This is a genomic window from Minwuia thermotolerans, from assembly GCF_002924445.1.
GTDB classification, from domain to species: domain Bacteria; phylum Pseudomonadota; class Alphaproteobacteria; order Minwuiales; family Minwuiaceae; genus Minwuia; species Minwuia thermotolerans.
The window spans coordinates 1-13,404 of record NZ_PIGG01000009.1; the positions used below are offsets into that span (position 1 = coordinate 1).

11 protein-coding genes and 1 pseudogene are annotated in these 13,404 nt (G+C 67.6%); 9 read left to right on the forward strand and 3 right to left on the reverse strand.

Annotation, left to right across the window (positions count from 1 at the left end; all coding sequences use genetic code 11):
* Nucleotides 1–2,298 (forward strand): annotated as a pseudogene (locus CWC60_RS23425) (hypothetical protein); the annotation flags it as partial.
* Here CWC60_RS23425 and CWC60_RS00905 read toward each other — a convergent pair.
* Nucleotides 2,295–3,302, reverse strand: coding sequence for a hypothetical protein (locus tag CWC60_RS00905; protein ID WP_109792176.1), 1,008 nt, complete (start codon nt 3,300–3,302; stop codon nt 2,295–2,297). The pseudogene CWC60_RS23425 and the gene CWC60_RS00905 sit on opposite strands and share 4 nt — an antisense overlap.
* Before the next feature lie 149 nt (nt 3,303–3,451).
* Here CWC60_RS00905 and CWC60_RS00910 point away from each other — a divergent pair, with 149 nt between their 5' ends.
* Nucleotides 3,452–4,465, forward strand: a complete 1,014-nt coding sequence (locus tag CWC60_RS00910; RefSeq protein ID WP_109792177.1) for a DMT family transporter — start codon at nt 3,452–3,454, stop codon at nt 4,463–4,465.
* Here the strand turns inward: CWC60_RS00910 and CWC60_RS00915 are convergent.
* Nucleotides 4,419–5,777, reverse strand: a complete 1,359-nt coding sequence (locus tag CWC60_RS00915; protein ID WP_164516303.1) for an MATE family efflux transporter — start codon at nt 5,775–5,777, stop codon at nt 4,419–4,421. The two genes, CWC60_RS00910 and CWC60_RS00915, sit on opposite strands and share 47 nt — an antisense overlap.
* A 146-nt stretch (nt 5,778–5,923) precedes the next feature.
* Here CWC60_RS00915 and CWC60_RS00920 point away from each other — a divergent pair, with 146 nt between their 5' ends.
* From CWC60_RS00920 to CWC60_RS00950, 7 genes are all read left to right on the forward strand, one after another.
* Nucleotides 5,924–6,439: a MaoC family dehydratase gene (locus tag CWC60_RS00920; protein ID WP_109792179.1), complete on the forward strand. Its 516-nt coding sequence runs from the start codon at nt 5,924–5,926 to the stop codon at nt 6,437–6,439.
* On the forward strand, nt 6,436–7,656 hold the full coding sequence (locus CWC60_RS00925; protein ID WP_164516304.1) for a CaiB/BaiF CoA transferase family protein: 1,221 nt from the start codon (nt 6,436–6,438) through the stop codon (nt 7,654–7,656). Before CWC60_RS00920 ends, CWC60_RS00925 begins: the two co-directional genes overlap by 4 nt.
* A gap of 74 nt (nt 7,657–7,730) precedes the next feature.
* Entirely contained in the window at nt 7,731–8,780 is a 1,050-nt protein-coding gene (dctP, locus tag CWC60_RS00930) for a TRAP transporter substrate-binding protein DctP (protein WP_109792181.1), read from the forward strand.
* A 63-nt stretch (nt 8,781–8,843) separates the two neighbouring features.
* The gene (locus CWC60_RS00935; RefSeq protein WP_109792182.1) at nt 8,844–9,506 is read left to right on the forward strand and encodes a TRAP transporter small permease subunit; all 663 of its coding nucleotides are present in this window, start codon (nt 8,844–8,846) and stop codon (nt 9,504–9,506) included.
* A 33-nt stretch (nt 9,507–9,539) separates the two neighbouring features.
* A complete protein-coding gene (locus CWC60_RS00940; RefSeq protein ID WP_109792215.1) occupies nt 9,540–10,862 on the forward strand; it encodes a TRAP transporter large permease in 1,323 nt (440 codons plus the stop codon).
* Nucleotides 10,859–11,605: a TlyA family RNA methyltransferase gene (locus CWC60_RS00945; protein WP_206419699.1), complete on the forward strand. Its 747-nt coding sequence runs from the start codon at nt 10,859–10,861 to the stop codon at nt 11,603–11,605. Before CWC60_RS00940 ends, CWC60_RS00945 begins: the two co-directional genes overlap by 4 nt.
* Before the next feature lie 6 nt (nt 11,606–11,611).
* Complete coding sequence (locus CWC60_RS00950; protein WP_109792183.1) at nt 11,612–12,874, forward strand: class I SAM-dependent RNA methyltransferase; 1,263 nt, start codon at nt 11,612–11,614, stop codon at nt 12,872–12,874.
* 6 nt (nt 12,875–12,880) lie between these two features.
* Here CWC60_RS00950 and CWC60_RS00955 read toward each other — a convergent pair whose 3' ends face one another.
* The gene (locus CWC60_RS00955; RefSeq protein WP_109792184.1) at nt 12,881–13,261 is read right to left on the reverse strand and encodes a c-type cytochrome; all 381 of its coding nucleotides are present in this window, start codon (nt 13,259–13,261) and stop codon (nt 12,881–12,883) included.
* Nucleotides 13,262–13,404: the final 143 nt, after the last annotated feature.

Below are 13,404 nucleotides of genomic sequence, written 5' to 3' on the forward strand. Positions count from 1 at the left end.
TACCGGCCCTGGCCGGATCTCGGCTTCCAGCCGGTCGCCGAGCGGCGGCTGTTCGAGGGGCTGAAGGCGTTCCAGCGCAAGGCCGGTCTGGCGCCGGACGGCATGATGGGCCCGGCGGGCCCGACGGCGCAGGCGCTCGACGCGGCGCGACACGCGAAGGCGACGGCCGGGGCGAAGCGGCCGGCGCGGGACCTGCTGGGCCGGGGCGCCAACCTGCCGCTCGATCTGTCGGTCGGCGAGGGCGGCGCCAACCGCGAGGCGGACGTGAAGGCGGCCAAGGCGGCGCTGGGGCTGCTGGGCTACTATCCCCCTGAGAAGGCGCGCCGGCCCGACGGCCTGGTGGCGAAGGCCGACGATCATGACTTCGAGTTCGGCATCGGGGCCTTCCAGCGCCGCTTCGGGCTGAAGCCGGACCGGCGGATGGACCCATTCGGGCCGACCCAGGCGAAGCTGGACGAACTGCTGCAGCCGGCCCTCGACCGCGCCTTCGGTTTCGACCTGGAGAATCCGGCCGCGCCGGCGGCCGAAGGACCCGCGGGCCCGACCGGGCCGCTGCTGATTTCCGCCGACCCGGACGCCGAGCCGCAGACCCAGGCTGAGATGCTGGAGACCCTCCGCGCCCACGGCCTCGCCCACATGGCCGAGACCCGGCGCACGGACGCGCTCTACGGCTTCGATGGCGAAGCAGGCGATGACACGCTCGACGCAGGCACAGGCGACGACCGCCTTGACGACGACACGGACGCGGCCGAACCGGCCGGCGAAGACGAAGACGCCGCCCGGCCCGAAGCGGCGGAACGCGGCGACGCGGCGAGCCCGGCACAGGGCGGCGAGGCGGACGTTGCGGCTGCGGCGGACGAGGAACTCCATCGCGCCCTGGAGCAGGTCGCCTCGGATCTCAGCGGCCGGCAGATCGTCGAACTGCTCGACCTCGCCGAGGCGCGCGGCGTTGATGCCGGCGACGGCGCGGCGCTCGGCGAACTCGCGGACTGGGTGCGGGAGAACCGTCCCGACTTCGCGACGCCGCTCCGCGAAGAGCTCGACAGCGGCGAACTGGGCGTCGACGAACTCGCCCGCCGCACCGCGCGCCACGCCCGGCGCCTGAAGAGCGGCGCCGGAAGCGCGCCTACGGTGAAGGCCCGGCTGGCCGATCATGTCGCCGTCCTGCAGGAGCAGTACGAAAAGCAAGGCCTGAGCGAGACCGCCGCCGCCGAGAAGGTGGCCGCGCAACTCGCCGAGGCCACCCGCGGCGGCGGTGCACTTGCCGAGCTGGCCTTGGTCCTTCTGGAATTTGCCCCCATCACCGGCGAGATCATGTCGGCGGTAGAAGCGGCAAAACTGGCCAGGGAGCTCTGGGCGGCTCAGGAGAGTGGTGACACGGTTGCGGCCGCCAGAATTCAGGGCGAGCTGTCGCTGGCCATCCTTGGCGTAATCCCATTTGTTGGGAGGCTTGCGAAGGTCGGAAAGTTTGCCGGGCGGCTTACGCGAAGCGCAGAACAACTGGTGCCGAGACCGGTCCGCGCGAAGATCAATCTGGCCCGATTTGATAGGATTCGCCAATCGTCTACAACACGCGGCGATGAGATTTCCCTTGCCAAGAAATCAAGAACAGATTCACAATTGAGAAAAATGAAAGACGCGGAACGCACAGCTCTTCAGCGTCGGTATAATAAAGCGAGCGGCGATGCCGGACAGGATTTTGTTCGCAAAATATCCGAATCCGCTAACATGATCCCAAAAAAGGGTGAGAATGGCGAAATTTACACGCACTTTACTGGTCACAATGGAAAAACACGTATTCACGATTTCATACTTGAAGATGATGTGGAGTATAGGTTTCTTGGCATCTTGCGAAAGACGGTGCCTCGAAAATCAGGATTTGCCAAGGCCTTGGAAATAAAAACTGGCGGTGCAACGGTAAGGGGACATCAGAAAAAGACAGATGACCTTGTCACATTGGATGGCGTTCATCCTGTGAAACCCAAGGACCCTCCAAAAAATTCGAAAAAGAAAAAGAGTCCTCCGATAAATGAAGTTGAGGTTTGGCACCTGCCTGTCACCTTGGTTCCTAAGGATATATATAAGAATGCAATCGGAGAAATGCTTGATAGATATAATTATCCGAATCATATAAAGGCCGAAGTGATGGAGATAGTGGACTCGCTTTACAAGGAAGCTGCCGTCAAACGAAAAAAAGGAATTTCTATAAAACTTGTTCTTGCGACAGCGATCACAGCAGCTGAATCATTGCGTCGCTCGACAGATCCGGATGACGGAGATGGAATGCACGACGCCTAGCGAGATTCACTGTACCACGCACGTTTCCCTCTCTCGTACGCCTCAATGAAGGCGGAATCGATCTCCGGTTTCGACCCAAGTTCGATACCGAACTTCTCGCAGCACTGTAGTGCGCGGCGTGCTTCGAACATCGGTGCGGCCGCCAGACTTGCGGCCTCGAATCGGATCATCTCCTTGCCCTGGGGCGTTTGGCGAAGGCGCCTCCAGTCAACTGAACTTGCCAGCCGTCCCTTTTGCTTCCAGAGACTCGCGTACATTTCTTCCAACGACGGTGTATGCCGTACACGTTCGAACGTGTCTGCCACGATCTCCTTGGCCGTAATAAGGTCATCGGCAAGTATGGCCATGAGAAACCGGTCGATGTCGAAATGCCGGGCGTCGCGCCACCGGGTTCTGTCGAAGTGTTCATAGTAGCTCTGCAGGCTGCGGCCAGCCGCAAGCAGGGGCCCTTCATGGTCGGCCCAGGCCGAGGTTACGACATCCGCCACATCCCGCAGATTTGCCCCGTCCGTCAGCCACGCACCACTGCCCGCGTCTTCGGTCACACGTGAGTCCCAATAGGGTAGCGGACGGAAGAACTCGCTGGAAAAATCGGGCCTTTGCGGCGGCCAGAATTGTTTGATGCGCTCCCAGAAGCCTTGCGCCGGCGGTACTTCGGGGAAGGCGGTCTGGTAACGAGAGACTTCGGCAACATAGTAGCTGTCGTAGATTGTCTGGTCTCGATGGCACAAGGCGCGTCCATAGGGAATGCGTCGACTGAGCGGCGGTGCGTCCACCCGTTCGTACAATTTATCGAGACCTGGGAAGAATGTCCCCAGGAAATCCCGGAACGAACCCGGCTCGATGGCGAAGCCGCGGTAGAGCTTGACGTGATGGACGATGCCGTCGCCGTCGAGGCGCCAGTGCGTCCTGCCGACCCGCCTGAATCCCTTCGATTCCACCGCGTCGGCGAAGCCGAGTTCGGCGATCCGCTCCCAGACCGGCTTTTCCTTGTCCTCAGCCATCGGCGCAGCATGCCAGCCGCCGCCCGTTCCGGCAATGTTCGGCGTCCGGGCATGGCCGCATTGCGTCCGGCGCGGGCGGGTTTGACTTGCCGGGCCCCGCTGCGGCGCAACATGTTGGCCAGCATCCCGATCCCGAGAAGAGGCCGCCCATGTCATCCCCGCCATCCAGCCCGTCCGGCGCGCCCCACGGCGCGAGCGACACCGCCTCGCTCGGCCTCGGCGTCGCGCTCGGCCTGACCACGGCGCTGATCTGGTCGGCCTACATGGTGCTGGTCCGCGACGGCGTCACCGGCGGCTTCGCGCCCATCGACATGGCCGCCGCGCGCTACTGGCCGGCAGGCCTGATCATGCTGCCGGTGCTGCTGCGCGCCGGGCTCCGCGACCTGGGCGGAGTCGGCTGGGGCCGCGGGCTGGTGCTGACGGTCTTCGCCGGCCCGCCCTTCGCGCTGTTCATGAGTTTCGGCCTCAGCTACACGCCCATCTCCCACGCCGGGGTCATCGCGCCGGCCTCGCTGACCCTGATGGCGACGCTGCTGGCGGTGATCTTCATCGGCGAGCGGCTGAGCCGGCTGCGCCTGGCCGGCCTGGTGCTGATCACGGCCGGCGTCGTCATGGTCGCCGGCCTCTCCTTCCTGGCGACCTTCAACGCCGACGTGCTGATGGGCGACCTGCTGGTGATCGGCGCGCCGACCTGCTGGGCCGTCTTCACCCTGCTGCTGCGCGTCTGGCGGATCGACCCGGTACGCGGCACCGCCGCCGTGGTGGTGATCGGCTCGGTCGGCCTGATCCCGTTCCACATCGCCTTCGCCGACTACGACGCGCTGATGCGGATCGGCTGGGGCGAGATCGGCGTGCAGCTGCTGGGACAGGGGGTGATGAACGGCTTCCTGGCGACCCTGCTGTTCGTCATCACGGTCTCGAAGATCGGGCCGGCCAGGGCGGCGGTCTTTCCGTCGCTGGTGCCGGGGCTGACCATCCTGATCGGCGCACCGGTGCTGGGCGAGATCCCGACGCTCTATCAGCTCGCCGGGCTGGCGGCGGTGACCGCGGGACTGGTGCTCGCCGTGGGGCTGGTGGACGAGTGGTTCGGCTGGCGGCGGCGCCGGCGCGCGGCGCTCATGCCGGCCGACGAGCAGGACGCGGCCGCCACGAGACCCATCTGAGGCCGGCGGCCACGATCACGCCATAGGCCGCCATGCCGAGGGCGACGCAGATGAACACGGCGTCCGGCTCGGCGCGTCCGGCCGCCAGCAACGCGCCGCCGCCGCCGGCGATGATGGCGAAGCGGCTGAGCGAGGCGATCACCGGCACACCCATGGTCTGCATCGCCTGGGCGGCGAAGTAGAGCGACAGACCGAGGCCGAAGAAGGCGTAGAATGGCGCGACGCGGCGCATGTAGGCGGCGCAGGCCTCGATCACCGCCGCATCGGCGGTATAGAGCGACGCCCAGAAGACCGGGAACAGCGCCGAGGCCACACCGATCGCGCCCACGATCAGGGCCGCCGCTCCCGAGCCCCGCCAGGCGACGGCCTGTGCCCGGTCCATGCGGCCCGCGCCGCGGTTGGCGCCGACCATGGCGATCATCGCCGAGCCGATGCCGAAGATGATCGGGATCATCAGGAACTCCAGCCTGGCGGCGATGCCGTAACCGGCCAGCCATACGGGTCCGAGGCGGCCCACCAGGGCGGTCACCGTCAGCGCGGTGACGATGGTCATCACCGCCTGGAACCCGGCCAGCGACCCGATGCGCAACAGCGGCATCACCAGCGATCGCGGGACCGGGCCGGGGCGGAAGGCGACGGCTGCGCCGCCGCCTGCGAACAGCAGCGCCACCGCCGCGAGCCCGGCGGCATAGGCGCCGCCCATGGCCCAGGCGGCGCCGGCGATGCCGAGGTCGAGGCGCAGGATCAGCAGCCAGCTCAGGCCGAAATGGCTTGCCGCGACCAGCGCCTGCAGCATCGCCGGGCGCAGCATGTCGCCGGCCCCGCGCATCACCCCGGCGGCCATGTTGAACAGCCAGATCAGCACCAGGGCGGGCATCAGCCGATCCGAATAGGCCAGCGCCGCGGCCAGCACGTCGCCCTCGCCGCCGAGCAGGCGATAGAAGGTCGGGCCGGCGAAGTAGAACAGCGCCGCCATGGCGAGGCCGCAGCACAGCGCGATCAGCAGCGCCGCGCGCAGAATCGTCTCCGCACGCGCCTCGTCTCCGGCCCCCGTGGCGTTGGCCGTGGCCCCGCTGACCGCGCCGCCCACCGCGCCGGCCGAGAGCATGTTGGCCAGCATCAGAATCGGGAAGACCAGTGCGACCGCGGCGAGTTCCACCGTGCCGAGGCGGCCCAGATACCAGGCCTCGACGATGCTCATCGAGGACTGGATCGCCATGGCGGCGATGCCGGGGACGGCGAGCCGCGCGAGCGTCGGCCCGATCGGCCCCTCCAGCAGGGCGGCGCGGCTGCGCGCGGTCCTCGCATTCATCGGCGTGTCCTTTTTCATTCCCGGCTTCACGGGCAAGAACTAGCGGCGGCGTGGCCGCCGACGAGGCAAATTTCCTCGGGTATCGGACAAGTTTGACGATACCCTGCCGCCGGGAGGCACGAACGGCGCGGGGAGGCGCAAGCGCGATGATGAATACCGAACCGACGGATCCGCAGCCGGGCGATCTGGCGATCGCCGACTATCCGGAACTCGCCGGCCGCGAGTTCGCGGTCAGCGACTGGGTCGCCATCGACCAGGAACGCGTGACCATGTTCGGCGTGGCCACCGAGCACCGCCACTGGCTGCATCTGGACCCGGAGCGCGCCCTGCGCGACGGCCCCTATGGCGGCACGCTGGCGCACGGCTTCCTGGTCACCAGCCTGCTCAGCCACTTCATGGACAATGTCCGCTTGCGCCCGCGCGACGCCGCCTTCGGGCTGAACTACGGCTATGACAGGGTGCGCTACCTCGCGCCGCTGGTGACGGGCCCGCATACCCGCATACGCGACCGTATCTCCATCATGGAGACGGAGTGGCGGCCCGGCGGGCGGCTGATGGTCAAGACCGCCAACCATTTCGAGCAGGACGGCCATCCGGACCCCATCGCCTACGCCGAATGGCTGATCCTGTGGGTGCCGAAAGGCGGGGAGGGGCAGCGATGAAGGCCTTCGAGGGAATCCGCATCCTGGACGCGACGCACGTCTTCGCCGGGCCGTTCTGCACGTACCAGATGGCCTGGCTGGGCGCGGAGGTGATCCGGGTCGAGGCGGTCGAGCCGCTGGACTTCATCCGCTACGCCTCGCCCGATGAGGACCAGCAGCGCGCCGGCATGGCCGACGCCTTCCTGATCCAGAACGCCAACAAGGCGTCCGTCGCTCTCGACCTGAAGTCGCCGAAGGGCCAGGACGCCTTCCGCCGGCTGGCGAAGACCAGCGACGTGGTGATCGAGAACTACCGCCCCGGCACGATGGCGAAGCTGGGCCTGGGGCCCGGGGACCTGATGGCAGCGGATCCGCGGCTTGTCTACTGCTCGGTTTCCGGCTTCGGTCAGACGGGGCCGCTGCGCGACGTGCCGGCCTACGACCATTTCGTGCAGGGCATCTCGGGGATGATGGCGCTGCAGGGCGACGAATCGACCGGGCCCATGCGCGTCGGCTGGCCGGTGATCGACTATGTCGCCGGACTGGCGGCGGCCTTCGCGCTGTCGGCGGCGCTCTACCGCCGGCAGGCGAGCGGGGAGGGGCAGTATGTCGATGTGGCCATGCTGGACGCCGCGCTGTCGATCATGGGACCGGCCGTGGGTCCCTGGCTCACCAGCGGCCGCCTGCCGGCGAAGACCGGCCGCCAGGCGGCGTCCGGCAGCCCCTTCTCCGGCATGTTCGACACCGCCGACGGCATTCTGGTGGTGGCGGCGAACACGCCGAAGCAGGCGTCGTCGCTGTGCCGCGTGATCGGGCGCGAGGATCTGGCCGGCAACCCGGACGTCATGCCCTGGCAGGGCCGCCCGGAGATATCGGCGCGCGTCCAGCCGCTGCTGGCGGAGGCCTTCGCCACGCGCTCGGCGCTGGAGTGGGAGGCGCTGCTGGCGCCGGCTTCCGTGCCTGCTGGCAAGCTGCGCCATGTCGGAGAGATCGCGGCGCACGAGCAGGTTGCCGCGCGCGGACTGATTCGCCATGTCGACCACGTGCCCGGACTGGGCCGCGGCATCGATGTGCTGGGGCCCGGCTTCCTGTTCGGCGACGCCTCGGCCCAGGTGGAGACGCCGAGCCCGCCGCCGCTCAAGGGCGCGGACACGCGGCGCTATCTCAGGGAGGCGGGGCTGGACGACGCCGGGATCGACGCCATGATCGCCGAAGGGACTGCATCAGAACCGAATTGATCCCCCCGGGGCCGGCGGTTAAGGTACTCTCCATAAACAGCTTCAAAAGAAAGCTAATCAGGGAGGACTTCTTAATGCTTCATCGTACCTTGACGGGTCTTGCGGTCGCCGCCGCGACGACCTTCGCCTTCGCGGGCGCGGCCTGGTCGGCCGACGACATGGTCGACGGTCCGGCCGTCACCTGGAACCATTCGCTCTGGGGCAAGCCCCGCGCCTTCACCATGGGTCTCGAACACCTGTCGGACGAACTCGCGCGCCGCACCGGCGGCAAGTTCGAATACAACCTGAACTATGGCGGTCTTTCGAAGCCGAAGGAGAATCTCGACGGCATCGAGATCGGCGCCTTCGAGGCGGCGAACTTCTGCAACTTCTACAGCCCCGACCGCACGCCGTCGGCGATGATCTTCTCGCTGCCCTTCCTGCCGATCGGCGACTGGGAAGTGCGCATCAAGGCCTCGGACGCCTATTATCAGCATCCGGCCGTGAAGAAGGAAATGGCCGGCATGAACGCCATGATCTACATGGCCGGCGTGCTGCCCCAGTACGAGTTCCTCGGCCGCGGCGAGCCGCCCCGGAAGCTGGAGGACTGGAACGGCAAGAAGGTGCGCGCGGGCGGTGGCGTCGCCGACGCGATGTCGAAGCTCGGCGCCACGCTGATGACCGTGCCGGCGACCGAAGTCTACACCCTGCTGGAACGCGGCACCGTGGACGCGGTTTCGTTCCCGTATTCCTACGCCCATGCCGCCTACAAGGTGCATGAGGTCGCCGACTGGTTCACCGGCAATTTCCAGCCCGGCACCGCGGACTGCCCGACGGTCTTCAACATCGACGCCTGGAACGCCCTGCCGAAGCAGTACCAGGATCTGCTTATGGAGCTGAAGTGGGAGGTCTACGAGAAGCAGAAGGCCGCCTACCTCGCCGCCGACGATGTGAACATCCCGATGTTCCAGAAGGAACTGACCGAGGTGCGCTTCACCGAGGACGAGCTGGCCGAGTTCCGCAAGCAGATCGGCATGCCGATCTGGCAGGAAAGCTTCGTGGACCGCTATGCCGACCGTCTGCCGACGCAGGAACTGCTCGACTTCCTGCTGGCGGAAGCCGAGAAGGCGCGCGGCGGCTCCTGAGGCACGGCCAATGGGCGGCCGCCGCGGCGGCCGCCCTGACGCTGCCCTTTCCAGGATAGATACATGACAGAACAGAGTGCGGCCGGCGGTCTGTCCCGCACGGACCGGTGGCTCTTTGCGATCGAAACGGCGTTCAACCTGATCGCTGCGTTCTCGATCTTCGGGCTGATGTTGCTCGGCGTGGTGCAGGTGTTCAGCCGCATCCTGCTCTGGCTCGACCAGAGCATGACCGCGGCGTGGGGTTTCGAACTCGGCCTCGGCTTCTCGATCGTCGGCTACATCGACGTCGTCGAGCAGGCCATCGCGCTGTTCGCCTTTCTCGGCATCGCCTACTGCCAGAAGATGGGCGGGCACGTGCGCATGGATCTGGCGCTGCGCGGCCTCTCGCGGCGGGCGCTCTGGATTTCCGAAGCGACGGCGATCCTGCTGTCGCTCTTCGTCGTCGCCGTGCTGGTCTACTACGGAATCGAGCATTTCCTTCGCGCCGTCGAATCCGAGGACTCGACGATCGACATCCGCCTTCCGGTCTGGCCTTCGAAACTGCTTGTCCCGGTCGCCTTCTCGCTGCTCTGGCTCCGCCTGCTCGTGCAGTTCGTGGCCTTCCTGCGGCTGGTCGCCTCCCCGGAGAAGGAGCCGGTGGCCGTGCCGACCATCCAGACCATCGAAGAAATCGCGCGTCACGAAATCGACGAATCGGACGAATCGCGCTACCGGCAGGGGGGCTGAGCCTTGGATCCGTTGACAATCGGCGTGCTGGGCATGGTCGTTCTGGCCGTGCTCATCGTCATCGGCATGCGCGTGGTCTTCGCCACCGCGCTCGTCGGTCTGCTCGGCCTCGTGGCGATCTTCTACGTGAAGCCCAATTTCGATCTGCTGCGCGCCTTCGAGGTCGCCGGCGGCATCGCGGGCCAGACGCCGCATTCGAAGGCGGTGGCCTATCCGCTGAGCGTCCTGCCCATGTTCATCCTGATCGGCTTCCTGGCCTTCTACGCCGGCATCACCAAGGCGGTGTTCGAAGCGGCCCGGCGCTGGATCGGCTGGGTGCCGGGCGGCCTCGCGGTCGCCAGCGTCTTCGCCACCGCCGGCTTCGCCGCCGTCTCCGGCGCCTCGACCTCCACCGCCGCGGTCTTCGCGCGCATCGCCATTCCGGAGATGCTGAAGAACGGCTACGATCGGCGACTCGCCGCCGGCGTGGTCGCCGCGGGCGGCACGCTGGCCTCGCTCATTCCGCCCAGCGCGATTCTGGTGCTTTACGCCATCATCGTCGAGGAATCGGTCGGCGCGCTGCTGCTGGCGGGTTTCCTGCCCGGCATCTTCTCGGCCATCATCTACGCCCTGCTGATCGTCTTCCGCGCCTGGCGCAATCCGGAACTGGGGCGTCCGATCAAGGGCTTCTCCTGGAGCCAGCGCTTCGAGGCGATTCCCGGCACCTTCCCGATCCTTTTGGTCATGGCGATCATCATCGGCGGCATCTATTTCGGTCTGGCGACGCCGACCGAGGCCGGCGCGCTCGGCGCCTTCGTCGTCTTCGTGATGGCGATCTTCCGCGGCATGAAGTGGGACAGCCTGAAGGACGCCCTGCTGGAGACGGCCAAGCTGACGGTGATGATCTTCTCGATCATCTGGGGCGTGCTGATCTTCGTCCGCTTCCTGGGCTTCGCGGGTCTGCCCAACGCCTTCGCCAACTGGATCGTCAACCTGCCGCTCGACCCGTGGATGGTGATGATCCTGATCCTGCTGGCCTACGCCGTGCTCGGCATGTTCATGGACGCCATCGGCATGCTGTTGCTGACCCTGCCGGTGGTCTATCCGGCGGTGATCAAGCTGGGCCCGGAACTGGGCTTCGAGAGCGCCACGGAAGTCTCGATCTGGTTCGGCATCATCGTCGTCAAGATGGTCGAGATCTGTCTGATAACGCCACCGATCGGACTGAACTGCTATGTCGTCAACGGTGTCAGACCGGATATTCCGCTGTCCGACATCTTCCGCGGCATTGGTCCCTTCTTCATCGCTGACGTCCTGACCGTCGCCGGACTGGTGATGTTCCCCGCGATCATCACCTGGCTGCCGGCGCAGATGTGAACGCCGGCCGCGAGCGCGCGGACCGGCTGCTGGTCGATCTCGGTCTGGCGGACAGCCGGGCGCGCGCCCGGGCCCTGATCCTGGACGGCAAGGTCCGCGCCGACGGCCAGTCTGTCGCCAAACCGGGGCAGTTGCTGGCGCGGGCGGCGCATGTGGAACTGACGGAACCGGACCATCCCTGGGTCAGCCGGGGCGGTTTGAAGCTCGAAGCGGCGCTGGAGCATTTCGGCATCGATCCGGCCGGGAAGGTGGCGCTCGATCTCGGCGCTTCCACCGGCGGCTTCACCGATGTTCTGCTGGCCCGCGGTGCGGCCCGCGTCTATGCCGTGGACGTGGGTCACGGCCAGCTCCATCCGCGCCTGGCGGCGGATCCTCGGGTGATCTCCCTGGAAGGCGTCAACGCCCGCACGCTCGACCGCGCGCTGATCCCGGAACCGCCGGGGCTCATCGTCTGCGACGTCAGCTTCATCGGTCTCAGGACCGCGTTGCCCGCCGCCCTGGCGCTGGCCGCGCCGGGGGCGGCGCTCGTGGCGCTGATAAAGCCGCAGTTCGAGGCCGGCCCCGAGAGCGTCGGCAAGGGCGGCGTGGTCCGCGACGAGGCGGTCCGGCGGCGGACGGTCGACGCCGTCGTCGACTGGCTGGAGGGGGAAGCGGGCTGGCGGGTCGCGGGCGTGACCGACAGTCCCGTTGCCGGCTCGGACGGCAATCGGGAATATCTGCTCGCAGCATTCGCACCGGAGTAGCTCATCATGGAATTCAGGGTCGAAACCGTCGGCCAGGCCGGCGACGGCGTCGTCACGGCGGATGGCGAGCGCGTCTTCGTGGCCTTCACCGCGCCGGGCGACCTGATCGAACTGCGCGTGGAACCGCAGACGGGCCGCGGGTCGCCGAGGCGCGGCCGCATCGGCCGCCTGATCGAGGGCGGCCCCGAACGCGTGGAGCCGCCCTGCCGGCATTTCGGCCGCTGCGGGGGCTGCGCGCTGCAGCATCTTTCGGAAGGCTTTCTGGCGGACTGGAAGCGCGCCGCCGTGATCACGGCGCTGGGCCGGCGGGGCTTCGAGGAGCCGCCGGTTGCGCCGACATGCCGGGGCGGCCCGGCGCGCCGCCGCCGCGCCGTCTTCACGGTCCGCGCCGACCGCCGCGGCGCCATAACGCTCGGTTTCCACGAACGCCGCGGCCGGGCGCTGGTCGACATCGGCGAATGCCCGGTGGCGGAGCCGGAGATCGAGGCCCTGATCCCGGCGCTGAAGCTGGCGATGGAGGGTCTGCTGAGGCCGCGAGGGGAGGCGCGGCTGACCGTCAACCTGACGGACGCGGGCGCGGACCTGCTGATCGCTGGCGATCTGACCGAAAGCCTGGCGTTGCACGAACGGCTGGCGGATTTTGCCGCCGCCCGCGACCTGGCGCGGCTTTCGCTGCAGCGGGCGGGCGATGCGCCGACGACGCTGGTGGAACGCCGCCGGCCCGAACTGCGCTGGCCGCCGCTGAGCGTCACCCCGCCGCCCGGGGCGTTTCTGCAGGCGGACCGCCGGATGGAAGCGCGCATGCGGGAACTGGTGGCCGAATGGTCTGCGGACGCCGGCCGCGCCGCGGACCTGTTTTGCGGCGTCGGCACCCTGGCCTCGGCGCTGCCGCTCAGGGCCGGGGATCTGGCCGCCGATTCGGATGCGGCCGCCGTGGCGGCGCTGAAGGCGGGTATCGACCGGGCGCCCGGTGTCGAACTCGAAACCGCGGTCCGCAACCTGCAGCGCCGGCCCTTCCAGGCCGGCGAGCTTTCGGGCTTCGGCCTGGTGATGCTGGATCCGCCCGCGGCGGGTGCGCGCGAGCAGTGCGAACAGATCGCCCGGTCGGGCGTGGCGCGGGTGATCTACGTCTCGTGCGCGCCGGCGACCTTCGCCCGCGATGCGCGCATCCTGGCCGACGCCGGCTTCCGGCTGGCCGTCGTCGAGCCGCTGGATCAGTTCTTCTGGGCGCCGGACGTGGAGCTCGCGGCCCTGCTGGTGCGCGACTGACGAATCTTACCTGGTCGCGCGCTTCAGAAAGGCGATGAGGTCGCGGACGTCCTCCTCCTTCTTCAGGCCGGGAAAGGCCATCTTGTTGCCGGGTATGAAGCCGCGGGGGTCGCGCAGCCAGGCGGCGAGCGTCTCCTCGGTCCAGACCACGTCGGACGCCTTCATGGCCTCGGAGTAGCGTCCGAAGTCGCCGGTCCCGGCCTCGCGCCCGAACAGGCCATGCAGGTTGGGACCCACCTGGCTCGGCTGGCCCGGCTTGATCTTGTGACAGGCGCCGCACTTCTTGAAGACCTTGAAGCCGGACGCCGGGTCGCCATCGGCCTGCGCCGCGCCGCCGAGCGCGAGGGCGAGCAGGAACACGGGCAGGGTCAGAATCTTCTTCTTCATGGTCGTCTCGTCTCTCCGTGTGCGACGCGGCCGGACCGGCGCGCGCCGTCTGTCAGATAGGATGCGGCGGCGGTGGTTCCACCCCATGGATCTTTCCCCAACTTGAACGATGAATCGATGGCGGCGGATCAGCACCGCCCGGC